Here is a 23,349-nt window from a genome sequence, read left to right as displayed (position 1 = left end):
CCGGCCGCACGGCGGCGAGCGCGTGCTGATCTGGCCCGACACGTTCAACGACCATTTCCGGCCCGACACGCTGATCGCGGCGACGAAGGTGCTGGAGCGCGCCGGCTACCGCGTCGAGATCCCGCCTCGGCGCCTGTGCTGCGGGCGCGCGCTCTACGCCGAGGGCTTCCTGCGCACGGCGCAGAACCTCTGGTTCGAGACGCTGACGTCGCTGAGGGACGAGATCGCCGCCGGCACGCCGATCATCGGGCTCGAGCCCGCCTGCACCACGGCCTTCAAGGACGAGCTCGTCAACCTCTTCCCGGACGACCCCAGAGCGCGGGCTCTTTCGGGGCAGGTGTCGTGTTTCTCGGATTTCGTGATGGCGCACGAGGAGCGCTTCGACCTGCCGCGGATCGAGGGCGAGGCTCTCGTCCAGATCCACTGCCACCACCATGCGGTCCTGAAGGATGCGGCCGAGCGGGCGCTCCTCGCGGCGCTCGGCCTCGATGCGACGGTGGCGCCGTCGGGGTGCTGCGGCATGGCCGGCTCCTTCGGCTTCGCGAAGGAGACCTACGAGACCGCGCAGGCCTGCGGCGAGCGGGCGATCCTGCCGATGGTGCGGGAGGCGGCCGACGAGACGGTGATCCTCGCCGACGGCTTTTCCTGCCGCGAGCAGATCGAGCAGGGAACCGGGCGCGAGACGCGCCACGTCGCCGAGCTGATGGCGGAGCGGATGGGGTTGTGACGCCTCACGCGCGCGGGCGCGGGCGTCAGGCGCGCCTGGCGGCTTCGAGCGCGGCCTCGGCGGCGGTCGCGAAGTCCGAGGCGGAGAGCCCCGGTGCGATCGCAGCCGCGTAGGTGACGCGGATCGTGCCCGCGCGTCGCGGGGCGCGGCTGCGCCAATAGAGTCCCGAATCGACCGCCATCGGAAGAGCCGGGACGCCGAGCGCCTTGTAAAGCAGCTCCGCGCCGCGCTTGAACACGATCGGCTCGGAGGGCGCGCGACGCGTGCCTTCCGGAAAGATCAGCACGGAGCGGCCCTCCGCGAGGGCGGCGCGGCTGTGCTCGATCATCTCGCGCAACGCCTTGCCGCCGCTGGCGCGGTCGATCACGATCATGCCGGAGCGGCGCAGGTACCAGCCGAAGACCGGGATCTGCAGCAGTTCCTGCTTGGCCACGATCGCGACGCCGGGAAACAGCACGAGGGCCGCGAAGGTCTCCCAGGTCGACTGGTGGTTCGCGACGACGAGACAGGGCTCGGCGGGCAGGTTCTCGCGCCCGCGCTCGACGTGGCGCAGGCCGACGAGGACGCGCAGGCCGAGGAAGGCGCCGCGCACCCACACCCGCGTCGCCGCCCGGATCGCCGGTCTCGGCGATCCGAGGAGGGCGAAGACGGGGATCGCGAGGCCGAACAGTCCCGTCCAGAGCGCGAGGGCGAGGTCGAAGGCGCGCGAGCGTGCCGCGACGGCCAGACGGCGCGGCGAGAGCCGCGAGGCGGGGAGCGCCGGGGGAAACGCGCTCCCGGACGTCACTTGCGTGCCTTGCGTGCCGCGTAGCGGGCGTCGCGCGCCGCCTTCTGCTGCGCCAGGAGATCCGCCTCGCGCTGCACGGCGTCGGCTTCCTCGGTCGCGGCGCGCTCGCGCGCCTCGGCCTCGCTGGCGAGGCGCTCGGCCTCCAGCCTCTCGGCCTCGATCTTGCGTGCCGCGTCGCGCTCGGCGCGGCGGGCGTCGCGCTCGCGGGTGACGGCCTCGCGCTCGGCACGGCGCTGCGCGGCGGCGGGGTCGTTCGACGGCGACTTCGCCTTGGCGCGCTCCAGCATGGCGCGCTTGGCGCTCGCGGCGTCGCTCTGGCGGTCGGTGAAGCTCTTCTCGCGATAGGCGCTCATGACTGGATCTCGCTCTCTCGCACGGCGAGCTCGGACGTCCCGGCCTTGACGCGGTAGGAGGCTTCGCCGGTCTGGTCCGCCGGCATCAGGCGCACGATCTCGTAGCTCTCGGCGCCGCCGAAACGTCCGTCGGGGACGGGGGCGCGCAGGAGCCGGACGCGCTGCCCGACCTTGTAGAGATGGGACATGTGTCTCCTTTCGGCGGCCGCCCTCGCGGCGCGGGCGCCAGTCATCGATCAGGACCGATCAAACACGAGAGCCGCCCCCGATGGGGGGGCGGCTCGAATCGCATGCGCAGGGGCGCCGGAGGCCTCACGCGGCCTGGATGTTGTCCACGGCGATCTTGCCGGTGCGGCGATCCTGAGCCGTGTCGAAGGCGACCTTCTGGCCCTCGACGAGGCCGCGCATGCCGGCGCGCTCGAGCGCGGTCGCGTGCACGAACACGTCCTTGGAGCCGTCGTCGGGCTGGATGAATCCGTAGCCCTTCTGGTCGTTGTAGAACTTCACGGTGCCATTCGTCATGAGTCGTTTTCCAGTCACATAGATGCGCGAACGCCGGTGCCCGAGGCCCGCGCGGTCAGGGTCGTCGAAATTTCGGAAGAGAAGTCGAACGCTCGTGCGGCTCTGCCTGCACGACACGGCACGTCAAGTCGGCCAAAAGATCGTACGCCCTACATAGACGATCGGGCGCCCCGGCGCAAGGGCCGAGCGCGCCCACGAACGCATTCGTGTTCGTTCGGCGCGTCCGCGCGGTGGTTCAACGCGTCGGGATCGGCTGCTCGCCGCGATAATCGTAGAAGCCACGCTTGGTCTTGCGGCCGAGCCAGCCGGCTTCTACGTATTTCACCAGAAGCGGGCAGGGCCGATACTTGGTGTCGGCGAGCCCGTCGTGGAGCACCTGCATCACCGACAGGCAGGTGTCGAGGCCGATGAAGTCGGCGAGCTGGAGGGGACCCATCGGATGGTTGGCACCCAGCCGCATGGCGGTGTCGATGGCGTCCACCGAGCCGACGCCCTCGTAGAGCGTGTAGATCGCCTCGTTGATCATCGGCAGCAGGATGCGGTTGACGATGAACGCCGGGAAGTCCTCCGCCACCGTCGTCGTCTTGCCGAGCTTGTCGATGAGGGCCTTGGAGGCCTCGAAGGTCGGGTCCTCGGTGGCGATGCCGCGGATCAGCTCCACGAGCTGCATCAGCGGCACGGGGTTCATGAAGTGGATGCCGATGAACCGCTCCGGCCGGTCGGTCGAGGCGGCGAGGCGGGTGATCGAGATCGAGGACGTGTTCGAGGCGATGATCGTCTCGGGGCGCAGCACCGGGCACAGAGCGGTGAAGATCGAGCGTTTGACCTGCTCGTTCTCGGTCGCGGCCTCGATGACGATGTCGGACGGCCGCAGCGCCTCCAGCCCCACCGCCGGGCGGATGCGCTCGAGCGCCGCCTTGCGCTCGGCCTCGGAGATCAGCTCCTTGGCCACCTGGCGCATCATGTTGCCGTTGATCGTCGCGAGGCCCGCGGTGACGCGGTCCTCGTCGACATCGTTGAGGAGGACGTCGAGCCCCGCGAGCGCGCAGACGTGGGCGATGCCGTTGCCCATCTGACCCGCGCCGATGACGCCGACCGTCTTGATCTCCATCAGAGCTTCCTCGTTCCTCGATGCGCGCCTCGACGCCGCGTCCCGGCTCGCGCGCGGATGGCGGCCGGGACCGGCCGCCAGACTGACACGAACCGGCGCGCTTGCCCACGGCCTTCGCCGCGGGCGCCGCGCGCCGATCATCACCGACGCGGCCCCGGCCCGGGGCCGCCCTCACTCGCCCAGCGCGCCGTCGAGCTCCGGCAGGATCTGGAACAGGTCGCCGACCAGGCCGTAATCCGCGACCTGGAAGATCGGCGCCTCCTCGTCCTTGTTGATGGCGACGATGACGCGCGAATCCTTCATGCCCGCCAGATGCTGAATGGCGCCTGAAATCCCCACTGCGATGTAGAGATCGGGCGCCACCACCTTGCCGGTCTGGCCGACCTGCCAGTCGTTCGGGGCGTAGCCCGCGTCGACCGCCGCGCGCGAGGCGCCCATCGCCGCGCCGAGCTTGTCGGCGATCGGCTCGATGTAGGTCTTGAAGTTCTCGGTCGAGCCGAGCGAGCGGCCCCCCGAGATGATGATCTTCGCCGAGCCGAGCTCCGGGCGGTCGGAATGCGCGATCTCCTCGCCCTTGAAGGACGAGAGGCCCGGATCCTCCGCCGCGCCGACCGTCTCGACGGCGGCGGAGCCGCCGGTTCCGACGGCCTGGAAGGAGGCGGTGCGCACCGTGATCACCGTCTTCGGCTCGGCGCATTTCACCGTCTGGATCGCGTTGCCGGCGTAGATCGGCCGCTCGAACGTGTCCGGCGCCACCACCTTGATGATGTCGGAGACCTGCATCACGTCGAGCAGCGCCGCGACGCGGGGCATGACGTTCTTGCCGGTGGTCGAGGCCGGCGCCACGAGGGCGTCGTAGCCGTCCGCGAGCGAGACGATCAGGGCGGCGATCGGCTCGGCGAGGAAGTGCTCGTAGGCCTGCGCGTCGGCGTGGAGGACCTTCTCGACGCCGTCGAGCGTCGCGGCCGCCTCGGCGACGGCGCCCGCACCCGAGCCGGCGACGAGGACGTGGATCGGCGAGCCGATGGCGGCGGCGGCCGCGACCGTCTTGTGCGTCGCGTCCTTGAGCGCCGCGTTGTCGTGTTCCGCGAGGACGAGGATCGCCATGATCAGAGCACTCCCGCTTCGTTCTTGAGCTTCTGCACCAGCTCCGCGACGGAGCCCACCTTGACGCCGGCCTGGCGCTTGGGCGGCTCGGCCGTGCTCACCACGGTGAGGCGCGGCGCGACGTCGACGCCGAGCGCCTCGGGGGAGGTCTCGTCGAGCGGCTTCTTCTTCGCCTTCATGATGTTGGGCAGGCTGGCGTAGCGCGGCTCGTTGAGTCGCAGGTCCGTCGTGACGATGGCCGGCAGCTTCAAGGACACCGTCTGCAGGCCGCCGTCGACCTCGCGCGTGACGTCGACCGTCCCCTCGCCGGGCTCGACCTTGGAGGCGAAGGTGCCCTGCGCCCAGCCGAGCAGGGCGGCGAGCATCTGGCCGGTCTGGTTGCAGTCGTCGTCGATCGCCTGCTTGCCCATGATCACGAGATCGGGGCTCTCGTTCGCCACGATCGCCTGCAGCATCTTCGCCACCGCGAGCGGCTCCACGGGGCCGTCGGTCTTCACGAGGATGCCGCGGTCGGCGCCCATGGCGAGCGCGGTGCGAATCGTCTCCTGCGCCTGCTGCGGGCCGATCGAGACGGCCACGATCTCCGTCGCCACGCCCTTCTCCTTGAGCCGGATCGCCTCCTCGACGGCGATCTCGTCGAAGGGGTTCATCGACATCTTGACGTTGGCGAGGTCGACGCCGGAGCCGTCCGGCTTGACCCGGATCTTCACGTTGTAGTCGACGACCCGCTTCACGGGCACGAGGATCTTCATGGGTTGACCGTCCTTGTCGTGGTGCGCTGCGACACGCGCCCCGCCGGCCGCCCGCGGGCGCGGCCTCGCGAGGCGTGAATACGAAGGCGAGCGGACCGTACAGAGGCGCGTTCTTCCTTGTCAACGCGCGAAAAAGGCCAATCGGTCCCCGGCGCGCGAGATCGCGGACGGCGGCTCGCCGCAGCGCGACGCGCCGTCTCGGGCGGGCTCGAGGCCGATGACCAGGCGCGTATCGAGGGCCTCGGCTGCGCGGGCGAGCGACGCGAGCGGCGTATCGGCCTTGGTCGAGAGAAGATCGCGCACGTCCCGGGGCGCGACGCCCAGCCTCGCCGCGAACTCGTCGGCGGAGATGCCCGAGGTCCGCAGGGCGAGGTAGACGGCGAGCTTCGCGCCGAGCAGCGGGAGCAGGGGAACGAGCTGCTCGCCGGGCTCGGGCGCGGTCGGCTCCGGCACGTCCCGGCCGCGATCCATCCGCGCACCCAGCACGACCTCGAGCGCGTCCGCCGCCAGCGCGAGCGCCTCCTCGACCGTGTCGCCCGCCGTGACGATCTCGGGAAGGCCACGGACGACGACGACGTGATCGCCGTCGACGGGCTCGATCGCGACGGGGTAGCTGAGCTGCATGGGAAGGCCTCCGTTCGCTAGACGGCGCGAGATCCCCTCACCGAGTCTTCCCCGGCACCCAAAGCACGTCGCCGTCGCCCTGCGCGTTCACCCAGCGGCTCGCCACGAACAGGAAATCGGAGAGGCGGTTGAGGTACTTCACGGCGGCGGCGGAGACGGGTTCGCCGGGCTTCTCGGCGAGGGCGGTGCACAGCCGCTCGGCGCGCCGGCAGACGGTGCGGGCGAGGTGGAGCGCAGCCGCGGCGGGGGTGCCGCCGGGCAGGACGAAGGAGCGCAGCGGCGCGAGCGCGGCGTTGAGCTGGTCGATCTCGCGCTCGAGCCGCTCGACCTGGCTCTCGACGATGCGAAGCGGCTCGTAGGGCAGGGGCTCGCCGGTGTCGGGGGTCGCGAGATCGGCGCCGAGATCGAACAGGTCGTTCTGGATGCGGGCGAGCATCCCGTCGAGTTCCGGCAGCGCCGCGGTGTGCAGGCGCGCCATGCCGATGCAGGCGTTCGTCTCGTCGACGGTGCCGTAGGTCTCGATGCGCAGGTCGTGCTTGGGGCGGCGCTCGCCGCTCGCCAGCGCGGTCGTGCCCTGGTCGCCGGTTCTCGTGTAGATGCGGTTGAGGACGACCACGTCCGCCTCCCTGCTCGTGTGGACAGAGCCCCGAGATAGGGCGTCGCGTCAGAAGGAGTAGCCGAGTCGGGCGCCGAAATTCGTCATGCTCGTCGGCTCGTCGCACAGGCCGTTGTTCGACAGGTGCTCGACCGAGGCGACGACGCTCCAGGTCTCGTTGAAGCGGTAGCCGAGCGACGCGCTCTCGCGCAGGCTCGGGCCGCAGCCGGCGGCGACGCCGTCCGCGCGCGCCGCGGTCGTGTAGGCGGCCGCGCGCGTCTCCTGCAGCGCGCCGCCGATCGACGCCTCCAGGAAGACCCGCGGACCGAGATCGATGTTCCAGCTCAGGCCGGCGAAGGCGAAGCTGACGCCGCCGTCGAAATCGAGGCTCGCGCCGAGGTGGGGGCGGGGGACGAAGTAGCTGGCGAAGAGGTCGGAGGGGGTGAGCGGCTTCTGGAACACCAGCTCCGCGTGAACGGCGCCGCTGCTCTCCTCGCTGAACGGGTCGACCGAGAAGACCCCGAAGCGCGCCTCGGACAGGAAACCGCCGCGCATGCCGGGCGGCGGCTGATATCCGCCCTGGCTCGAGCCGTGGACGTCCGCCGCGGACGCCGTGCCCGCGGCCAGGAGGCCGACGAGGACGGTTGCGGTGGCGGTGGCGACTCGCATGGGCTGCGGTACTCCTCGACGAGCGTCCTAGCGCCGAATCCCGACGAAGGAAAGGCGCATCGACCCGCAACGGGGGCCGCGTCGACGCACACCCTTCGCTTCCAGCCCCATTGTGGCGACAATCGGGCGAACACTCGTCCAAGCCGCGCTCGAAGGCGTGGCGGCGGTCAGGCCGCGCGCCACCAGATCACGCCCATGATCACGACGATCGCCACGAACTGCAGCAGGACGCGCAGGCGCATCAGCTGCTGCGAGCGGTTGGCGCTGCCGCCGCGCAGCATGTTGGCGAGCCCGAGCAGCAGCACGACGAGCACGAGCCCGATCGCGACAGCGACGATGACGTCGTCGAAACCCATGGATTGATCCCTCGTCGGCGCCGGCGGCGAGAACGCGCCGCCGGTCGCCCGCGCTTCGTTGGTGGAGGCCTCGATCTAGGGCGCGCGGCCACGCCGGGCGAGGTCCGCTCCCCCGCGTCTCAGGCGTCGGGCAGGGCGCGCGGCGCGGGGCTCACGACGCTCGCGCCGCCGCCGCGGACCTCGTAGACCGCGAGCGCGCGATCGTTGAGCCCGTCCGGCCGGAAGCGGAAGACGCCGTCGACGCCCGCGAAGCCCGAGCGGTTCGTCAGCACCGGCTCGGAGAAGCGCTGCGTCCCCTGCGTGCGGTTGAGCGCCGCCGCCAGCGAGACGGCGTCGTAGGCGAGCGAGGCGATGCGGATCGGCTGTTCGTCGAATGCCTGCGCGTAGCGGCTCGCGAAGCTCTGGAAGCCGCTCTGCTCGGGCGCGGCGTACCAGCCGCCCTGGAGCGCGGCGAGGCTCATCACCGAGGGCTCGTTCCACAGCCCCGTGCCGAGTGGCTTCACCCGGCTCGGGTCGAAGCCCGCGGCCTGGAGCGCGGCGCTCACCGCGACGAGCCCCTGCGGCGATTCGGGGATGAACAGCGCGTCCACCTGCGGCGCGGCGCCGGCCGCGACGCCGGCGATGCGCGCGACCGCCTGCTGCGGCTGTCCCGCCGGGTAGCGCTCCACCTGAACCACCCGCACGCCCCGGCGCGCCGCGGTCTCGCGGAACTGCGCCTCGACGACGTTGCCGTAGGTGGTCTGCGGGATCAGCGCCGCGACGGCACGCCGGCCGTTCTGGGCGGCGTAGTCGACGACGCGGGCGACCTCGGGCTGGGGCAGGAAGCCCATCAGGTAGACGCCGCGTGTCGCGACCGTGGCGTCCGTCGAGAAGGCGAGGACGGGCACGTTCGAGGACTGCGCGACCTGCCCCGCGGCCTGCACGGAGCCCGCGAAGAGCGGGCCGATCATCAGCTCCGCGCCCTGGGCGAGGGCGGCCTGCGCCGCCGCGCGCGCCCCTTCCGGCGTGCCGGCGGTGTCGTAGACGGTGAGCTGGATGTCCGGCGTGTTGAACTCCGAGAGCGCGAGGCGGGCGGCGTCGCGCATGTCCTCGGCGGCGGCCTGACCCTGGCCCGCGCCCGTCAGCGGCAGCAGCATCGCGACCGCGACGCTGCCCTCGCCGATGCGCTCGCCCGCCGGTGCGCTCGGCGCCGCCGCGAAGGGACTGTCTCCCCCCGCGAACGGCGTGGTGCAGGCGGCCAGAGCGAGCGTCGCGAGCCCCGCGAGGACCCCGCGCGCCGCCCGGCCGAAACCTTCCGTGCGCGGCGCCGAGACGGCGCGGCGCGCTGCGATCTCCCCGTTCGCGTTCATACGCTACCCTTTCCTCGTCTCCCGCGGTCGGCCTAGGATGGCGCCCGCGCGTCGCGTCGTTCCCGTTCCGCCGTTTCGTGACACGGCAGCGGCGACAACGCAATTTTAACTTAGATTCGCCGGGCCGCGACGGCCGATGCGTCGCCCGGCACGCCTCCAGCATCCGGACGGATCGTTTCATGCCGCGTCCCATCGACAACCGCACCCGCCGCGCCGCCAAGCCCGGACGCGGGGAGGGCGGCGTCTTCACCGCCTTCGGAATCGCCGCCGAGGCCGAGCCGCTCGCGCCGGGCCTCTACGTGGTGGCGACGCCCATCGGCAATCTCGGGGACGTGAGCCTGCGCGCCCTCTCCACGCTCGCCGCCTCGGACGTCGTGCTCGCCGAGGACACGCGGGTGACGCGCCACCTCCTGGCGCACTACGGCATCGCGACCCCGCTCGTGTCCTATCACGAGCATTCCGGGGAGGGCGTGCGCGAACGCATGCTGGCGCGGGTGCGGGAGGGCCAGGCGCTGGCGCTTGTCTCCGACGCGGGAACGCCGCTCGTCTCGGACCCTGGCTACAAGCTCGTGCAGGAGGCCATCGCGGAAGGGCTGAGCGTGGTGCCGATCCCCGGGCCGTCCGCGATCCTCTCCGCCCTCGTCGTCTCGGGCCTGCCGTCGGACCGCTTCTTCTTCGAGGGCTTCCTGCCCGCCAAGAGCGGGGCCCGGCGGGCGCGGCTCGAGGCGCTCGCGGGTGTTCCCGGGACGCTGCTCGTCTTCGAATCGCCCCACCGCCTGCCGGAGATGCTCGCGGACGCGGCCGCCGTCCTCGGGCCGAGGCCCGCCGCGATGGCGCGCGAACTCACCAAGATGTTCGAGACGGTGCGCCGGGGGACGCTGGAGACGCTGGCGCAGGAATTCGCCGAGGCCGGGCCACCCAAGGGCGAGATCGTGGTGCTGATCGGCGAGGCGTCGTCCGAGACGCGGCGCGAGGAGGCCGAGAGCGGGCTCGACGCGGCGCTCGCCCGCGCGCTCGCGGGCCATTCGATCAAGGACGCGGCGGCGCTCGTCGCGGCCGAGACGGGCCTGCCGAAGCGCGAGGTCTACGCGCGGGCGCTGGTGCTGGCGAAGGGCGGCTGAAGGCCCTCGATGCGGAACGAGCGAGCCCCGCGCGGCGTGCCGCGCGGGGCTCTCGGCTCGGCTCTCAGCCCTCGCCGGAGAGGACCGACTTCGCCTTCGACCACCAGCCGGCGCGCTTGGGCCGGTTCGGGTCGGGCGGGGTCAGCACGACGGTGACGGGCTCCGCGGGCGCCTCTTCCTCGGCGGGAGCCGGCTCCGGAGACTCGCTCGAAGTCTCTCCGTGAGCCTCCGCGGGTGCCGTGGCGGCCTCCGCGACCGCGGGCTCGGCCGGCGCCTCGGGCGCCGCCTCCGCCGCGGCCTCGGCCTCCACCTCGCCCTTGCGCGGACGACGCTTGCGCGGTGCGCGCGCCTTCTTCGGCTTCTCCTCGACCGGGTTCTCCTCGGCCGCCGGCTCCGCGACCTCCGGGGCTGCGGGAGCCTCGTCGGCGGCGGTCACGGTGTCCTCCGCGGCGACGGCGGCGGCGAAGGCGGGCTCGGTCGCGGCCGCCGGCTCCTCGCCGTCATCCGCCTCGGCGCTCTGCGCCAGGGTCTCGCCCTCTCCCTCGTCGCCGCCCGGCAGCACGTCGCGGCGATCGCGGCGACCGCCGCGGCGACCGCGACGGCGGCGCCCGTCACGGCGCGCCTCGCCCTCGGCGCTCTCGTCGCGCTCCGGAGCGGCGGTCTCCGCGCCCTGCGCCTCCTCCGTCTCCTCGCCGTCGTAGGCCTCGTCGTCGCGACCCTCGTCTTCGCGGCGATCGCCGGCCTCGAAGCCGCCCTCGCGCGCCTCGCCGTTGCCGCGCCCGCGGCGCCGGCGCCGGCGCCGCCGCTTGCGGCCGTCGCCGGACGCCTCGCGCTCCTCCCGGTCGCCGCGCTCGGCGCGCTCCGGCTTCTCCTCGGCCTCCTCGGCCTCCTCCACCTCGGCCTCGGTCTCGGCCTCGGGCTCCTCGATCTCGATGGTGCGCACCGTCTCGGCCTTGACGCCGGTGGCGCGGCCGGCGGCGCCGACGGCCGGCTCGCCCTTGTCGATGGCGTAGGCGGAGGCGTGCTCCAGCGTCTCGTCGACCACGATGGTGATCGCGACGCCGAAGCGCTCCTCGAGCTCGCGCAGGTGCACGCGCTTCTGGTTCAGGACGTAGAAGGCCACCGCGAAGTGGGTGCGGACATTCAGGTTGTGCGTCGCGCCCTTGAGCAGCGTCTCCTCGATGCCGCGCACGAGCGACAGCGCCACCGACGGCGTCGCGCGCACGAAGCCGGATCCGGCGCAGGTGGGGCAGATCACCGACGACGACTCGAGCACGCCCGTGCGCATGCGCTGGCGCGACATCTCGAGCAGGCCGAAGGAGGAGATCCGGCCGATCTGGATGCGCGCCCGGTCGGTCTTGAGCGCGTCCTTGAGGCGCTTCTCGACCGCGCGGTTGTTGCGCTTCTCCTCCATGTCGATGAAGTCGATGACGATCAGCCCCGCGAGGTCGCGCAGCCTGAGCTGGCGGGCCACCTCGTCGGCGGCCTCGAGGTTCGTCTTGAGCGCCGTGTCCTCGATGTTGTGCTCGCGGGTCGAGCGGCCCGAGTTCACGTCGATCGAGACCAGCGCCTCGGTCGGGTTGATCACCAGATAGCCGCCGGACTTCAGCGAGACCTGGTTGGAGAACATCGCGTCGAGCTGCGCCTCCACGCCGAACGCGGCGAAGAGGGGAGTCGGTTCCTTGTAGGCCTTCACCGCCTTCGCATGGCTCGGCATGAGCATGCGCATGAAGTCCTTGGCCTCGCGGTAGCCCTCGTCCCCCGAGACGATGACCTCGTCGATGTCCTTGTTGTAGAGGTCGCGGATGGCGCGCTTGATCAGCGAGCCTTCCTCGTAGACGAGCGAGGGCGCCGTCGAGGTGAGCGTCTGCTCGCGCACGTTCTCCCAGGCGCGCATCAGGTACTCGAAGTCGCGCTTGATCTCGACCTTGGTGCGCGAGGCGCCGGCCGTGCGCAGGATCACGCCCATGCCCTCGGGGACCTCGAGGTCCTGGGCGATGGTCTTGAGGCGCTTGCGGTCGTCCGCGCTCGTGATCTTGCGGGAGATGCCGCCGCCGCGGGCGGTGTTGGGCATCAATACCGAGTAGCGACCGGCGAGCGACAGGTAGGTGGTCAGCGCCGCACCCTTGGTGCCGCGCTCCTCCTTCACGACCTGGACGAGCAGGATCTGGCGGCGCTTGATCACCTCCTGGATCTTGTACTGCCGGCGGGGGGTGCGCGAGCGCTCCGGCATCTCCTCGAGCGCGTCGCCGCCGAGCTGCTCGACGTTGTCCTCGTCGTCGCCGCCTTCGGCGTCGTCGTCGGAGGCGTCCTCGGAGGTGCTCTCGTCCCCCTTGGCCTTGCGGGTGCGCGAGCGACGCTTGGAGCGCTTCTCCTCCTCGCTCTCGCGCTCGCGCTCGGCCTTCGCCTCGTCCTCGATGAGCGCCTGCCGGTCGGCGACGGGGATCTGGTAGTAGTCCGGGTGGATCTCGCTGAAGGCGAGGAAGCCGTGCCGGTTGCCGCCGTACTCCACGAAGGCCGCCTGCAGCGACGGCTCGACCCGGGTGACCTTGGCCAGGTAGATGTTACCGCGCAGCTGCCTGCGATTGGCGGATTCGTAGTCGAATTCCTCGACCTTCGATCCGCGGACGACCACGACCCGGGTCTCTTCCGGGTGCGAGGCGTCGATGAGCATCTTGTTCGCCATGAAAAACTCTCGACATGGCGCCGGCCGCCGCGTCGTCTCCCCGCGATCGCGCCGCCGGGCGCGCGCGCGGGCGCAGCATCCGGCGGGTCGGGGCGGGAGAGGGGGACGTCGGGCCGTGCGCCGCTGGGCGCCCGGAGCGGGCGCGCGTGGGTTGGGATGGTCGGGTGTGCCTGGAATCGAGCGTCGCGCGCGTCGCGCCGGCCTCGTCCGTCGCGGGGAGCGACGCGTCGACGGCACTGCGCGCGGGGATGAGCACGGCGACGAGAGGGAGATCCGTCCTCGCGCGTGCGTCCATGCCCGATGGTCCTCTTCGAATTCGATGGGCCGGACGACGCCGGTCATCGCGCTGGCGGCACGGCTCGCGCCGCGCCCTTGCGACCTCCGTCCGGATCTCGGTGTCCCGGATCCCGGTGTCTGGCGCTCCGCTCCGCGAAGGGCCTCGGCGCGCCGACGGAGGGCGACGAGGCCGTCTCCGCGCGACGCCGCCGGATTCGGCAAAGCCGGACGAGGTCTCTTCCATTACCGAGAAGGCCCTGCCTTTGGCAAGACGGCAGACACGTGTTGCACGAAAATCACGCACGAGGCGCGCGCAACCGCGCTGCGCAAGGAACCGTTAACCACGGACCGCCTATCGGGTAGGACGGCGTGGCCGCCGCCGAGCGACTCGGCGGATCGATCCTGGGAGACGGCGATGCGCGTGGCGCGGCCTGGACCGCGGGTCTCGACGAGCGCCGGGGCTCTCCGCGAGCCGCGGGTGGCTCGCGTGCGCGCCCCGAGACCGGTCCCCACCGTCGTCCTCCGCGCTCTCGCACTGCTGGCGACCCTCCTCGTCCCCCTGCTCGCGCCCGTGCCCTCCCGCGCGGCGGACGCCGCCGCCGACGTCGTGGCGATCGCCGCCGCGATCGAGGAGACCGGCGCCGAGACCCGCCTCGTCCTCACGCTGAGCGCCCCGGTCGAGCCGAGGGTCTTCGCCATCGACCGGCCGGAGCGCATCGTCCTCGACCTGCCGAAGGTGAACTTCCAGATCCCGGCGGAGGAGGGCGCACGCTCCGGCGGCCTCGTCGCCTCCATGCGCTGGGGCCTGTTCGCGGCCGATCGTGCTCGGGTCGTGATCGCGCTCGCCGGCCCCGCGACGGTGACCGACGTGGCGGTGACGGCGCGCGACGACGGCGCGCATCTCCTGACGCTGAGCCTCGCCGCGGTCGGCGCGGAGGTCTTCGCCGCGCGGGTCGCCGCCGACGCGGGGGCGTTCCGCACGGCCTCGCTGCGCCCTGCGATCGCGCCGGATCCGGCGCCCGCAGACACCCGCCCGACGATCGTGATCGACCCCGGCCACGGCGGCATCGACCCGGGCGCGATCGCGGCGGGCGGCGTCGAGGAGGCGGACATCGTGCTCGCCTTCGCCCTCCGCCTCCGCGAGCGGCTCTCCGAGAGCGGGCGCTTCCGCGTGCTGATGACCCGCGAGACGGACGTCTTCGTGCCGCTGACCGAACGCGTCGGCTTCGCCCGGCGCGCGCAGGCCGACCTGTTCGTCTCGATCCACGCCGATTCGATCTCGTCCGCGCCGCAGGTGAGCGGGCTGACCGTCTACACCAATTCCGACGAGGCCTCCGACCGCGAGTCGGCGACGCTGGCCGAGCGCGAGAACAGCGCCGACGCGCTCGCGGGCATCGAGACGCGGGAGGCGCGCGACGAGGTCGCCGACATCCTGCGCGATCTCGCCGCGCGCGAGACCCGGGGCTATTCGCACGTCTTCGCGACGACGCTCGTCGAGGGCATGGGCGGCGTCGCGCGGCTCAACAAGAACCCGCACCGGCAGGCGGGCTTCGTCGTGCTGCGCGCCCACGACGTGCCCTCCGTCCTCGTCGAGCTCGGCTACCTGTCGAGCCGGCGCGACATCGCGCTCCTCACCTCGGAGGCGTGGAAGGACGGCGCCACTGCCGCGATGACCGCGTCGATCGACCGTTTCTTCGCGCCGCGTCTCGGCGACAGGGCCGACGCCGCCGCAGTTTCACCATAGATCGCTGGTCTCTCGGGCGGCGATCGGGGGCGCCCGGCCGCGGCGATTCCGCCGTGTGTCCGGATGGGGTAGTCTTCGCGAGAACGGCCGGCGCTTTCTGCGGCACCGGCCCTGACGGATCGGATCCTGCATGCGCATCGTCCTGCGATTCTTCGGCATCCTGTTCAGCGCGGGCTTCGTCGCCTTCCTGGTCGGTGCGGCCGCGCTCGCGATCGGCTACCTGCACTTCTCGCACGACTTGCCCGACCACGCGCAGCTCGCGCGGTACGAGCCCGCGGTGATGAGCCGCGTCCACGCCGCCGACGGGACGCTGGTGGCGGAATACGCCAACGAGCGCCGGCTCTACCTGCCCATCGGCACGATCCCGCGCGAGCTGATCAACGCGTTCCTCTCCGCCGAGGACAAGAACTTCTATTCGCACCTGGGCATCGACCCGGAGGGCATCGCCCGCGCCGTGGTGACGAACGTCTCCACCGGCACGACGCAGGGCGCCTCGACCATCACCCAGCAGGTCGCCAAGAACTTCCTGCTCTCGAGCGAGCAGACCTACGAGCGCAAGATCCGCGAGGCGCTGATCGCGCTGCGCATGGAGGCCGCGTTCACGAAGGACCAGATCCTCGAACTCTACCTCAACGAGATATTCCTCGGAACGATCGTGCCCGGGCGCAACCTGCACGGCGTCGCGGCGGCCGCGCTCGATTATTTCGACAAGTCCGTGCACGAACTCACGCTCGCGGAGTCCGCCTACCTCGCGGCGCTGCCGAAGGCGCCCAACAACTATCACCCGTTCCGCCAGCGGGAGGCCGCGATCGGCCGGCGCAACTGGGTGCTCGACCGTATGCTCGACAACGGCTTCATCACGCAGGCCCAGGCCGACGAGGCGAAGGCGGAGCCGCTCGCGGTGACCACGCGGCGGATCTCGCCGAACCTGCTCGGCGCGGGCTATTTCGTCGAGGAGGCGCGGCGCCAGATCGCCTCGCGCTACGGCGACGAGGCGCTCTACGAGGGCGGCCTCTCGATCCGCACCACGCTCGACCCGCAGATGCAGGCGATGGCCCGCAAGGCGCTGATCGACGGCCTCGTGCGCTACGACGAGGAGCGCGGCGGCTGGCGCGGGCCGGTCGAGTCGCTCGACCTCGCCGCGGCCCCCGACTGGGGCGTCGCGCTCGCCGGCGTGCGCCCGCTCGCGGACGTGCAGCCCTGGGAGCTCGCCGTCGTGCTCGAGATCGCCGACGGACGCGCCACGATCGGCCTGCGGCCGGGGGTGGACATCGCCGGCGCGGTCGACCCCGCCCGCACGACGGGCACCCTGAGCGCCGAGGGCGTGCGCTGGACCGGCCAGTCGGTGGACGGCGCGCTCGACGTGGGCGACGTCGTCTACGTCGAGCGGCAGGACGCGGGCGGCTACCGCCTGCGGCAGGTACCGCAGGTGTCGGGCGCCATCGTCGCGATGGACCCGCACACCGGGCGCGTGAAGGCGATGGTCGGCGGCTTCTCCTACGATCAGAGCGAGTTCAACCGCGCCACCCAGGCGCTGCGCCAGCCGGGATCCTCGTTCAAGCCCTTCGTCTACGCGGCGGCCCTCGACAACGGCTACACGCCGTCCTCGATCGTGCTCGACGAGCCGATCACGATCCAGGCGGCGGGCGCCGAGGCGTGGTCGCCCACGAACTACGACGGCCGCCCCGCCGGCCCGCGCACCCTGCGCTACGGCATCGAGCGCTCGAAGAACCTGATGACGGTGCGCCTCGCGCAGGACGTGGGCATGCCGCTGGTCGTGGAGTACGCGCGTCGCTTCGGCGTCGTGGACGACATGCTGCCCGTGCTCTCGATGTCGCTCGGCGCCGGCGAGACCACGGTGCTGCGCATGGTCACCGGCTACTCGATGTTCGTGAACGGCGGCAAGCGCATCCGCCCGACGCTGATCGACCGCATCCAGGATCGCCACGGCGACACGATCTTCCGCCACGACACGCGCGAGTGCATGGGCTGCGAGGCGCAGGCCTGGCAGGGCCAGGACGAGCCGCAGCTCGTCGACGACCGCGAGCAGGTGCTCGACCCGCTCACCGCCTACCAGATCACCTCTATGATGGAGGGCGTGGTCGAGCGCGGCACGGCGACCTCGCTGCGCCGGGTCGGCAAGCCGCTCGCGGGCAAGACCGGCACGACGAACGAGGCGAAGGACGTGTGGTTCGTCGGCTTCTCGCCGGATCTCGCGGTGGGCGTCTACATCGGCTTCGACCAGCCCCGACCGATGGGCCGCGGCGTCACCGGTGGCGGCTACGCCGCGCCGATCTTCGGCGACTTCATGGAGATGGCACTCGCCGACGAGCCGGCGACGCCGTTCCGCGTGCCGCCGGGCATCAAGCTCATCCCGGTCAACGCCGGGAGCGGGCTGCGCGCCGGCGCGGGTGAGGGCAACGTCATCCTCGAGGCCTTCAAGCCTGGTACCGCCCCGCCGGACAACTACGCCATCGTCGGCTTCGGCCCCGACGGAGGCGACGGCACGCTGGTTCCCCCCGAAGCCCTCCAGTCCATCGGTGGAGGAACCGGCGGGCTCTACTGAGCCCGCCGCTCCGCCGCGTCAGCCCAGGACCTCGCGCACCGCGCCCACGGTCGCCGCCACGATCGTGTCGGCCTCGTCGCCGGTCAGGCACAGGGGCGGCGCGAAGCCGAGGATGTCGCCCTGGGGCATGGCGCGGGCGATCACGCCCCGGGCCGCCAGAGCGGCGGCGACCTGCGCGCCGACCTTCGCCTGGGGGTCGAAGAAGACGCGCGCATCCTTGTCCGCGACGAACTCCACGGCGGCCAGCAGCCCGTCCCCGCGCACCTCGCCGACCCTGGCGTGGCCGGCGAGCGCATCGGCCAGCGCGCCGCGGAAATACGCGCCGACGCTGCGCGCGTTCTCGACGAGGCCGAGTTCGTCGATGAGCGCGAGGTTCGCGACGCCCGCCACCGCGCAGAGCGGATGGGCGGAGTAGGTCCAGCCGTGGCCGATCGGGCCCATCGCGTCCGAGCCCTGCACCAGCACGTCCCACATCTCCTGCCCGACGATCGAGCCCGACAGCGGCGCGTAGGCGGAGGTGAGCCCCTTGGCGATGGTGATCAGGTCCGGCCGCATGCCGTAGTGCTCCGAGCCGAACATGGTCCCGAGCCGGCCGAAGCCCGTCACCACCTCGTCGGCGATGAGCAGGATGTCGTGGCGCTGGAGGATCGGCCCGATCTTCTCCCAATAGCCCTTCGGCGGCGGCACGATGCCTCCGGTCCCGAGCAGCGGCTCGCCGATGAAGGCGGCGATCGTGTCCGGCCCCTCGCGTTCGATCAGCGCCTCGAGCTCGGCGGCGCAGAAGTCGGAAAAGTCCTCCTCGGTCATCGAGAGGTCCGGACGGCGGAAGAAGTAGGGCGCCTGCGTGTGCAGGATCGGCGCCATCGGCAGGTCGAAGGCCGCGTGGAAGAGATCGAGACCGGTGAGCGAACCCGTCATCACGCCCGAGCCGTGGTAGCCGCGCCAGCGCGAGACGATCTTCTTCTTCTGCGGCCGCCCGCGCACGTTGTTGTAGTACCAGACGAGCTTGATGTTGGTCTCGTTCGCGTCCGAGCCGGAGAGGCCGAAATAGACCCGGCTCATGTGCGCCGGCGCACGCTCGACGATCATCTTGGCGAGCCGGATCGCCGGCTCGGAACCGTGGCCGACATAGGCGTGATAGTAGGCGAGTTCGTGCGCCTGCCGCGAGATCGCCTCCGCGATCTCGGTGCGGCCGTAGCCGACGTTGACGCAGTAGAGGCCGGCGAAGGCGTCGAGCGAGCGCCTGCCGTCGCGATCGACGATGGTGCAGCCCTCGCCACCCACCACGATGCGGTTCGGGCTCTCGCCGCGGGCGTGCTGGCCCATGTGCGTCGAGGGGTGGAAGAAGTGGTCGCGGTCCCAGGCGGCGAGCTGGTTGTCGTGGAGGTTCATGGGGGTTCTCCCGAAGTGATGATCGTCGTGCGCGCGGCGGCTCGTCAGCCGAGGTCGATGCAGGCGTATTTCAGCTCGGTGAAGGCCTCGAGCCCCGCGCGGGCGCCTTCGCGGCCGAGCCCGGACTGCTTGACGCCTCCGAAGGGGATCGGCGCGCCCGTGATGGAGACGCGGTTGATCGCCACCATGCCGACCCGCAGCGCCCGCGTCATGCGCAGGGCCCGTCCGACGTCGCGGGTGACGACGTAGGCGACGAGGCCGTATTCGGAGGCGTTCGCGCGGGAGACGACCTCCGCCTCGTCGCGGAAGGTGGTCACGGCCGCGACCGGCCCGAAGGTCTCCTCGCGCATGATCAGCGCGTCGTCGGGCACGTCGGCGAGGAGCGTCGGCGCGACGAAGCGGCCGCCGCGCGGATGCGGCGTCCCGCCGACGACGACGCGCGCGCCGCGATCGCGGGCGTCCGCGACCTGGGCGGCGATCTTCGCTGCGGCGCGCTCGTGCATCATCGGGCCGATCTCGACATCGGGCTCGAGCCCCGGTCCGACGCGCAGCGCGGCGATGCGTTCGGCGAAGCGGGCGAGGAAGCGCTCCGCGAGCGTCTCGTGCACGTAGATGCGGTTGGCCGCGAGGCAATCCTGGCCGGAGGTCGCGAACTTCGCGTCCATGGCGATGACGACGGCGCGCTCGACCTCGGCGTCCTCGAAGACGATCAGCGGCGCATGGCCGCCCAGCTCCATGACGAGGCGCTTCATCGTCGGCGCGCAGCGCGCGGCGATGCGCCGGCCGATCTCGGTCGAGCCGGTGAAGCTCAGCGCGGCGACGCGCCCGTCGTCCGAGAGACGCCCGACGATCGTCTCCGCGTCGCCCGTCACGACGTTGAGCACGCCGGCGGGAAGCCCGGCGCGCTCCGCGAGTTCCGCCAGTGCGAGGGCGGAGAAGGGGGCGTGGTGCGAAGGATGGGCGACGATGGTGCAGCCGGCGGCCAGCGCGGCCGCGGCCTTGCGGGTGAGCATGGCCGACGGGAAGTTCCAGGGCGTCACCACGGCGACGACGCCGACCGGCTCGCGGGTCACGATCGTGTGCGCCTCGGGCTTGTGGCTCGCGAACGTCTCCGCGCCCATGCGCTCGCCCTCCGCCGCGTACCAGTCGACGAAGGAGGCGGCGTAGTCGATCTCGCCGCGCGCCTCGGCGAGCGGCTTGCCCTGCTCGAGCGTCATCAGGAGGGCGAGGTCCTCCTTCGCCTCGAGGATCAGGCGATACCAAGCGCGCAGGCGATCGCCGCGCTCGCGGGGGAGGAGCGCCGCCCAAGCCGCCTGAGCCGCGAGCGCGGCTGCGACGGCGGCGTCGATTTGCGCCGCGTCGAGGGCGGTCACCCACCCGAGCCAGGCGCCGCTCGCGGGATCGGTGACGGCGAAGCCCTCGCCGGACGCGCCGGCGACCCAGCGGCCGTTCACGTAGGAGAGCTCGCGCACGAGGCGCTTGTCGGCGAGCGTGGCGAGCGCGGGATGACGGTCCGGGCGCGAGACGTGCGCGGTCATGGGAGCCTCCTCGATGGGCCGCAGGGCATGGCGATCATGCTAGCGACGCATCCGGGAGAGGGAGGCCGTATGCGGCCGGCGCGCGAGAGGGATGGTCTCGTGCGCGCGGCCGCCGGAGAGAGAGTCTCTCGTCGCGCGCGCCCGCGCCTACCGCCCGCCGCGCGGCGCGAGCGGCTTGCCGACCTGGGCGGCGGAGGCGGCGGCGAGGGCGCCGTCGTGGGCGATCTCCTCGCCGCTACGCGTGCCGCGTCCGGTGCGTGCCTCCTCCCCCGTCGCGCCCGGCTCGCGGTGATCGGGGATCGACCGGGCGTGGGCGACGGCCTCGTCGCCGAGGCTCGTCTCGCCCTCGGCCTCGCGCCGCGCACGGGCGCGCGCGAGGCGGCTCTCGTCGAGGTCCTGCTTCGGGATGGGGCGGGCTCGGTCCTGCTCGTTCTGCGTCATGGCGGTGGTCCTCTCGACTGGAAACGCGGTCCGTCTCCCGAGCCAAGATCCACCGCCCGGCTAATGTTCCGCGGCCGCGCTCAGCTCGTCGCCATGATCGTCGCCGCGACCGCGTAGAGGACGAGGATCGTCGCCGATTCGAAGCCGATGCCGCCCGGCCCCGCCTTCTCGCGGCGCACGAGCCCCATCAGCAGCACGCCCGTCATGACGATCGTCGCGGCGATCACGAACGTGTCGGCCGCGCCCATCCGGTGGTAGAGCGAGCCGTCCCGGTAGGCGACGTCGGCGAAGGCGAGGAAGATCGTGTCGAAGGCGTTACCGCCGATGATGCCTCCCACCGCGAGCGTGAGCGCGCCCCGGCGCACCGCGGCGACGGAGGTGACGAGCTCCGGCAGCGACGTCGCGACCGCCGTCAGCAGCCCGCCCACCGCCGTCTCGGCGATGCCGGTGCGCTCGGCGATGGCGATGCCGGTCTGGCTGATGCCGAAGCCGGCCGCCGCGACGAAGGCGACGAGGACGCCGAACTCCGCCCACAGGCGCCCGAGGGGGCGCTGCCCGTCCTCGGACTGCGCGCTCTCCTCGGCTTCCTTCTCGAGGTCCTGGGTATCGCGCGTCATGCGCGGGAACCACATCGGCTCCTCCTTGGCGAGCTTCACGAGCCGGATGCCGTAGGCGTAGCCGAACAGGATGATCAGCGTCGCGGGGTGGATGCCCAGAACCGTCCAGTCCGGCCCCGCGGCCGCGGCGACCGGCACGGCGAGGAGCGTCACGAGGAGCGCCCCCTGCGACAGGTTCGCGGCCGACGCCGCCGCGTGCTCCAGGTTGGCGCGGCGATAGAACAGGTCGGCCACCGCCAGGAACGCCGTCTGCACCGCGATCCCGCCGACCGCGTTGGCGATGGCGAGGCTGGGATAGCCCTCCCACGCGGCCACGACGGAGGTGAGGATACCCGGCAGCGAGGTCGAGCCGCCGAGCAGCACCGCGCCGACGAGGGCCTCCCCCCAGCCGATCCGGTCCGCCAGGACGTCGGCGCGCGCGGCGAGGAGCGTACCGGCGATCGCGATGACGGCGGCGCTGACGAGAAAGCCGCCGATGATCCAGGCCATGGAGGCGTCGGAAAGGTCGAGCACGGGTCCTCCCGAGCCGCCGCGTTCCGATGCTGCGTCGCGGCGGGTCGTGCGCCAACCTGCCCGCCACGGCGACGGTTCCGTCGCGGGGCTCGCGGACACGCATCGGCGCGTGCGACGGCGCGCTTGACTTGGCCGCGTCCGCGGCCCGACACAGCCGAGCGACCCGCCCGCGGCCGCGCGCCGCCCGAGTTTCCCGATGTCCAGCGTTCTCGCCTCGCTCGTTCCCGTCTTCCTGGTGATCGCCGCCGGCTGGTCGGCGCGGGTCACGGGGTTCGTCGAGGAGGCGCACTGGCCGGGGCTCGAGAAGGTGACCTACGTCGTCTTCTTCCCGGCCATCATCATCGCCACGCTCGCCCAGGCGGAACTCGCGACCGTGCCGGTGGGCGGCGTCGGCGCCGCGCTCGTCGCCGCGATCCTCGTCAACGCCGGCGGGCTCCTCGCCGCGCGCCGGACGCTGCAGCGGCGTGCGGGGATCTCCGGGCCGAGTTTCACCTCGGTGTTCCAGGGCTCGACGCGCTGGAACACCTTCGTGGCGCTCGCCGTCGCCGGCAGCCTCTACGGAGAGCGCGGTCTCGCGCTGATGGCGGTCGCCATCGCCGTGATGATCCCGCTCCTGAACCTGATGGCGATCGGCGTCCTCGTGCGATTCGCCGGCGGGCCGCCCCAGAGCGCCCGGCAGATCCTGCTCGCCATCGTGACGAACCCCTTCATCTGGTCCTCGGCCATCGGGATCGCGATCAACGCGAGCGGCCTCGTCCTGCCCGCGCCGGCGCTCGACTTCGTCGAGATCCTCGGCGCGGCGGCGCTGGCGGCGGGACTGCTCGTGGTCGGGGCCGGGCTCGACATGCGCCGCCTCGCGCGGCCGGGCCGGGCGCACTGGCTCGCGATCGCGACGAAGATGCTCGTCCTGCCGGTCGTCGCGGTGACGCTGGCGCGCCATCTCGGCGTCTTCGGCGACGATCTCGTCGTCGTGGCGATCGCCTCGAGCGTGCCGACCGCGAGCGGCGGGTACATCCTCGCCAAGCAGATGGGTGGCGACGCGCCGCTGATGGCGGAGATCATCACGCTTCAGACGCTCGCGGCCATGCTGACGATGCCCGTCATGATCACGGTGCTCGCATTGTGAACATGCGTGAAAAAACGTCCTGGAGATGATCAACTTTTTGCTGTAGCCAATATACAGGCTCGAATAGGTTGCACTAGCGCTCTGCGCGTGCGTCTGTCAGTCCGGAATTGGAAATGCGCTCGACCGACGATACCGACCCTGCACCCGAGACCGCCCCAGGTGGCGGACGCACGTCGCCTCTCTCGCGCGAGGAGGCCGCGCGCTACATAGGAGCGATCACCGCCGAGCTGGGCGAGATCGCGCGCCGTTCCGACCTCGATCTCCTCGCCTATTTCCTCGAGATGGCACGGATGGAGGCGCAGGAACTCACCAAGGCGCAGCGCAAGGCCGAGGCCAAAGCGCGCAAGGGCCTCTGACGGAGCCTCCCGCCCGGGCGG

At 72.0% G+C, this 23,349-nt stretch carries 23 protein-coding genes; 6 read left to right on the top strand and 17 right to left on the bottom strand.

Features of this window, described 5'->3' with window-relative positions; all coding sequences use genetic code 11:
- Window positions 1–22 precede the first annotated feature (22 nt).
- Complete coding sequence (locus AB9M23_RS06515; protein ID WP_372423509.1) at window positions 23–727, top strand: (Fe-S)-binding protein; 705 nt, start codon at window positions 23–25, stop codon at window positions 725–727.
- A gap of 25 nt (window positions 728–752) precedes the next feature.
- On the opposite strand, the gene AB9M23_RS06510 is transcribed toward AB9M23_RS06515, so the two are convergent.
- The 12 genes from AB9M23_RS06510 to AB9M23_RS06455 form a co-directional block, all read right to left on the bottom strand.
- The gene (locus AB9M23_RS06510) at window positions 753–1,514 is read right to left on the bottom strand and encodes a lysophospholipid acyltransferase family protein (protein ID WP_372423507.1); all 762 of its coding nucleotides are present in this window, start codon (window positions 1,512–1,514) and stop codon (window positions 753–755) included.
- Window positions 1,511–1,867 carry a DUF6481 family protein gene (locus tag AB9M23_RS06505; RefSeq protein ID WP_372423505.1) on the bottom strand — a complete coding sequence of 119 codons (357 nt, stop codon included), beginning with the start codon at window positions 1,865–1,867 and terminating at the stop codon, window positions 1,511–1,513. Before AB9M23_RS06505 ends, AB9M23_RS06510 begins: the two co-directional genes overlap by 4 nt.
- Window positions 1,864–2,055, bottom strand: a complete 192-nt coding sequence (locus tag AB9M23_RS06500) for a hypothetical protein (protein WP_029029611.1) — start codon at window positions 2,053–2,055, stop codon at window positions 1,864–1,866. The genes AB9M23_RS06505 and AB9M23_RS06500 overlap by 4 nt, the downstream gene beginning before the upstream one ends.
- Before the next feature lie 124 nt (window positions 2,056–2,179).
- The gene (locus AB9M23_RS06495) at window positions 2,180–2,389 is read right to left on the bottom strand and encodes a cold-shock protein (RefSeq protein ID WP_029029610.1); all 210 of its coding nucleotides are present in this window, start codon (window positions 2,387–2,389) and stop codon (window positions 2,180–2,182) included.
- 235 nt (window positions 2,390–2,624) lie between these two features.
- Window positions 2,625–3,500, bottom strand: coding sequence for a 3-hydroxybutyryl-CoA dehydrogenase (locus AB9M23_RS06490; protein ID WP_372423503.1), 876 nt, complete (start codon window positions 3,498–3,500; stop codon window positions 2,625–2,627).
- Between the two features lie 171 nt (window positions 3,501–3,671).
- Window positions 3,672–4,607: an electron transfer flavoprotein subunit alpha/FixB family protein gene (locus tag AB9M23_RS06485; protein ID WP_372423501.1), complete on the bottom strand. Its 936-nt coding sequence runs from the start codon at window positions 4,605–4,607 to the stop codon at window positions 3,672–3,674.
- 2 nt (window positions 4,608–4,609) lie between these two features.
- Complete coding sequence (locus AB9M23_RS06480; protein ID WP_372423499.1) at window positions 4,610–5,359, bottom strand: electron transfer flavoprotein subunit beta/FixA family protein; 750 nt, start codon at window positions 5,357–5,359, stop codon at window positions 4,610–4,612.
- A gap of 120 nt (window positions 5,360–5,479) precedes the next feature.
- On the bottom strand, window positions 5,480–5,983 hold the full coding sequence (locus AB9M23_RS06475) for a type II toxin-antitoxin system HicB family antitoxin (protein ID WP_372423497.1): 504 nt from the start codon (window positions 5,981–5,983) through the stop codon (window positions 5,480–5,482).
- A 37-nt stretch (window positions 5,984–6,020) separates the two neighbouring features.
- The gene (locus tag AB9M23_RS06470; RefSeq protein WP_372423495.1) at window positions 6,021–6,599 is read right to left on the bottom strand and encodes a cob(I)yrinic acid a,c-diamide adenosyltransferase; all 579 of its coding nucleotides are present in this window, start codon (window positions 6,597–6,599) and stop codon (window positions 6,021–6,023) included.
- A 48-nt stretch (window positions 6,600–6,647) separates the two neighbouring features.
- Complete coding sequence (locus AB9M23_RS06465) at window positions 6,648–7,247, bottom strand: acyloxyacyl hydrolase (RefSeq protein ID WP_372423493.1); 600 nt, start codon at window positions 7,245–7,247, stop codon at window positions 6,648–6,650.
- Window positions 7,248–7,414: 167 nt separating this feature from the next.
- Window positions 7,415–7,603 (bottom strand): twin transmembrane helix small protein, encoded by a 189-nt coding sequence (locus tag AB9M23_RS06460; RefSeq protein ID WP_372423491.1) that lies wholly within the window; start codon window positions 7,601–7,603, stop codon window positions 7,415–7,417.
- A gap of 119 nt (window positions 7,604–7,722) precedes the next feature.
- On the bottom strand, window positions 7,723–8,952 hold the full coding sequence (locus tag AB9M23_RS06455) for a penicillin-binding protein activator (RefSeq protein WP_372423489.1): 1,230 nt from the start codon (window positions 8,950–8,952) through the stop codon (window positions 7,723–7,725).
- A gap of 179 nt (window positions 8,953–9,131) precedes the next feature.
- Between AB9M23_RS06455 and rsmI the strand changes: the two genes are divergently transcribed.
- Entirely contained in the window at window positions 9,132–10,073 is a 942-nt protein-coding gene (rsmI, locus tag AB9M23_RS06450) for a 16S rRNA (cytidine(1402)-2'-O)-methyltransferase (RefSeq protein ID WP_372423487.1), read from the top strand.
- Between the two features lie 64 nt (window positions 10,074–10,137).
- Here rsmI and AB9M23_RS06445 read toward each other — a convergent pair whose 3' ends face one another.
- Window positions 10,138–12,759, bottom strand: coding sequence for an Rne/Rng family ribonuclease (locus tag AB9M23_RS06445; RefSeq protein WP_372423485.1), 2,622 nt, complete (start codon window positions 12,757–12,759; stop codon window positions 10,138–10,140).
- 763 nt (window positions 12,760–13,522) lie between these two features.
- Here AB9M23_RS06445 and AB9M23_RS06440 point away from each other — a divergent pair.
- Window positions 13,523–14,779: an N-acetylmuramoyl-L-alanine amidase gene (locus AB9M23_RS06440; protein WP_372423483.1), complete on the top strand. Its 1,257-nt coding sequence runs from the start codon at window positions 13,523–13,525 to the stop codon at window positions 14,777–14,779.
- A 130-nt stretch (window positions 14,780–14,909) separates the two neighbouring features.
- Window positions 14,910–17,345, top strand: coding sequence for a penicillin-binding protein 1A (locus AB9M23_RS06435; protein WP_372423481.1), 2,436 nt, complete (start codon window positions 14,910–14,912; stop codon window positions 17,343–17,345).
- An 18-nt stretch (window positions 17,346–17,363) separates the two neighbouring features.
- Here the strand turns inward: AB9M23_RS06435 and AB9M23_RS06430 are convergent, their stop codons facing one another.
- The 4 genes from AB9M23_RS06430 to AB9M23_RS06415 all read right to left on the bottom strand — a co-directional run bounded on the left by AB9M23_RS06430 (window position 17,364) and on the right by AB9M23_RS06415 (window position 21,846).
- Window positions 17,364–18,737 (bottom strand): aspartate aminotransferase family protein, encoded by a 1,374-nt coding sequence (locus AB9M23_RS06430; RefSeq protein ID WP_372423479.1) that lies wholly within the window; start codon window positions 18,735–18,737, stop codon window positions 17,364–17,366.
- A 44-nt stretch (window positions 18,738–18,781) separates the two neighbouring features.
- Window positions 18,782–20,275 (bottom strand): NAD-dependent succinate-semialdehyde dehydrogenase, encoded by a 1,494-nt coding sequence (locus AB9M23_RS06425; RefSeq protein WP_372423477.1) that lies wholly within the window; start codon window positions 20,273–20,275, stop codon window positions 18,782–18,784.
- 147 nt (window positions 20,276–20,422) lie between these two features.
- On the bottom strand, window positions 20,423–20,716 hold the full coding sequence (locus AB9M23_RS06420; protein WP_372423475.1) for a hypothetical protein: 294 nt from the start codon (window positions 20,714–20,716) through the stop codon (window positions 20,423–20,425).
- 80 nt (window positions 20,717–20,796) lie between these two features.
- Entirely contained in the window at window positions 20,797–21,846 is a 1,050-nt protein-coding gene (locus AB9M23_RS06415) for a sodium:calcium antiporter (RefSeq protein WP_372423473.1), read from the bottom strand.
- A gap of 196 nt (window positions 21,847–22,042) precedes the next feature.
- Here AB9M23_RS06415 and AB9M23_RS06410 point away from each other — a divergent pair, with 196 nt between their 5' ends.
- Window positions 22,043–22,972: an AEC family transporter gene (locus AB9M23_RS06410; RefSeq protein WP_372423471.1), complete on the top strand. Its 930-nt coding sequence runs from the start codon at window positions 22,043–22,045 to the stop codon at window positions 22,970–22,972.
- A gap of 113 nt (window positions 22,973–23,085) precedes the next feature.
- Entirely contained in the window at window positions 23,086–23,328 is a 243-nt protein-coding gene (locus AB9M23_RS06405) for a hypothetical protein (protein WP_372423469.1), read from the top strand.
- Window positions 23,329–23,349: the final 21 nt, after the last annotated feature.

Origin of the sequence: Salinarimonas chemoclinalis (genome assembly GCF_041514305.1) — a bacterium.
In the GTDB taxonomy this organism is placed as follows: Bacteria; Pseudomonadota; Alphaproteobacteria; order Rhizobiales; family Beijerinckiaceae; genus Salinarimonas; species Salinarimonas chemoclinalis.
The sequence above is the reverse complement of the archived record's forward strand: the minus strand, read 5'-3'. Positions and strand labels throughout refer to the sequence as shown.

Bases quoted from the DNA above. Each gene is read 5' to 3' on its own strand.
- AB9M23_RS06425 (WP_372423477.1), bottom strand. From the start codon at position 20,275: ATGACCGCGCACGTCTCGCGCCCGGACCGTCATCCCGCGCTCGCCACG.
- AB9M23_RS06430 (WP_372423479.1), bottom strand. From the start codon at position 18,737: ATGAACCTCCACGACAACCAGCTCGCCGCCTGGGACCGCGACCACTTC.
- AB9M23_RS06500 (WP_029029611.1), bottom strand. From the start codon at position 2,055: ATGTCCCATCTCTACAAGGTCGGGCAGCGCGTCCGGCTCCTGCGCGCC.
- AB9M23_RS06435 (WP_372423481.1), top strand. From the start codon at position 14,910: ATGCGCATCGTCCTGCGATTCTTCGGCATCCTGTTCAGCGCGGGCTTC.
- AB9M23_RS06475 (WP_372423497.1), bottom strand. From the start codon at position 5,983: ATGCAGCTCAGCTACCCCGTCGCGATCGAGCCCGTCGACGGCGATCAC.
- AB9M23_RS06490 (WP_372423503.1), bottom strand. From the start codon at position 3,500: ATGGAGATCAAGACGGTCGGCGTCATCGGCGCGGGTCAGATGGGCAAC.
- AB9M23_RS06485 (WP_372423501.1), bottom strand. From the start codon at position 4,607: ATGGCGATCCTCGTCCTCGCGGAACACGACAACGCGGCGCTCAAGGAC.
- AB9M23_RS06505 (WP_372423505.1), bottom strand. From the start codon at position 1,867: ATGAGCGCCTATCGCGAGAAGAGCTTCACCGACCGCCAGAGCGACGCC.
- AB9M23_RS06410 (WP_372423471.1), top strand. From the start codon at position 22,043: ATGTCCAGCGTTCTCGCCTCGCTCGTTCCCGTCTTCCTGGTGATCGCC.
- AB9M23_RS06460 (WP_372423491.1), bottom strand. From the start codon at position 7,603: ATGGGTTTCGACGACGTCATCGTCGCTGTCGCGATCGGGCTCGTGCTC.
- AB9M23_RS06480 (WP_372423499.1), bottom strand. From the start codon at position 5,359: ATGAAGATCCTCGTGCCCGTGAAGCGGGTCGTCGACTACAACGTGAAG.
- AB9M23_RS06465 (WP_372423493.1), bottom strand. From the start codon at position 7,247: ATGCGAGTCGCCACCGCCACCGCAACCGTCCTCGTCGGCCTCCTGGCC.
- AB9M23_RS06495 (WP_029029610.1), bottom strand. From the start codon at position 2,389: ATGACGAATGGCACCGTGAAGTTCTACAACGACCAGAAGGGCTACGGA.
- AB9M23_RS06455 (WP_372423489.1), bottom strand. From the start codon at position 8,952: ATGAACGCGAACGGGGAGATCGCAGCGCGCCGCGCCGTCTCGGCGCCG.
- AB9M23_RS06420 (WP_372423475.1), bottom strand. From the start codon at position 20,716: ATGACGCAGAACGAGCAGGACCGAGCCCGCCCCATCCCGAAGCAGGAC.
- AB9M23_RS06445 (WP_372423485.1), bottom strand. From the start codon at position 12,759: ATGGCGAACAAGATGCTCATCGACGCCTCGCACCCGGAAGAGACCCGG.
- rsmI (WP_372423487.1), top strand. From the start codon at position 9,132: ATGCCGCGTCCCATCGACAACCGCACCCGCCGCGCCGCCAAGCCCGGA.
- AB9M23_RS06405 (WP_372423469.1), top strand. From the start codon at position 23,086: ATGCGCTCGACCGACGATACCGACCCTGCACCCGAGACCGCCCCAGGT.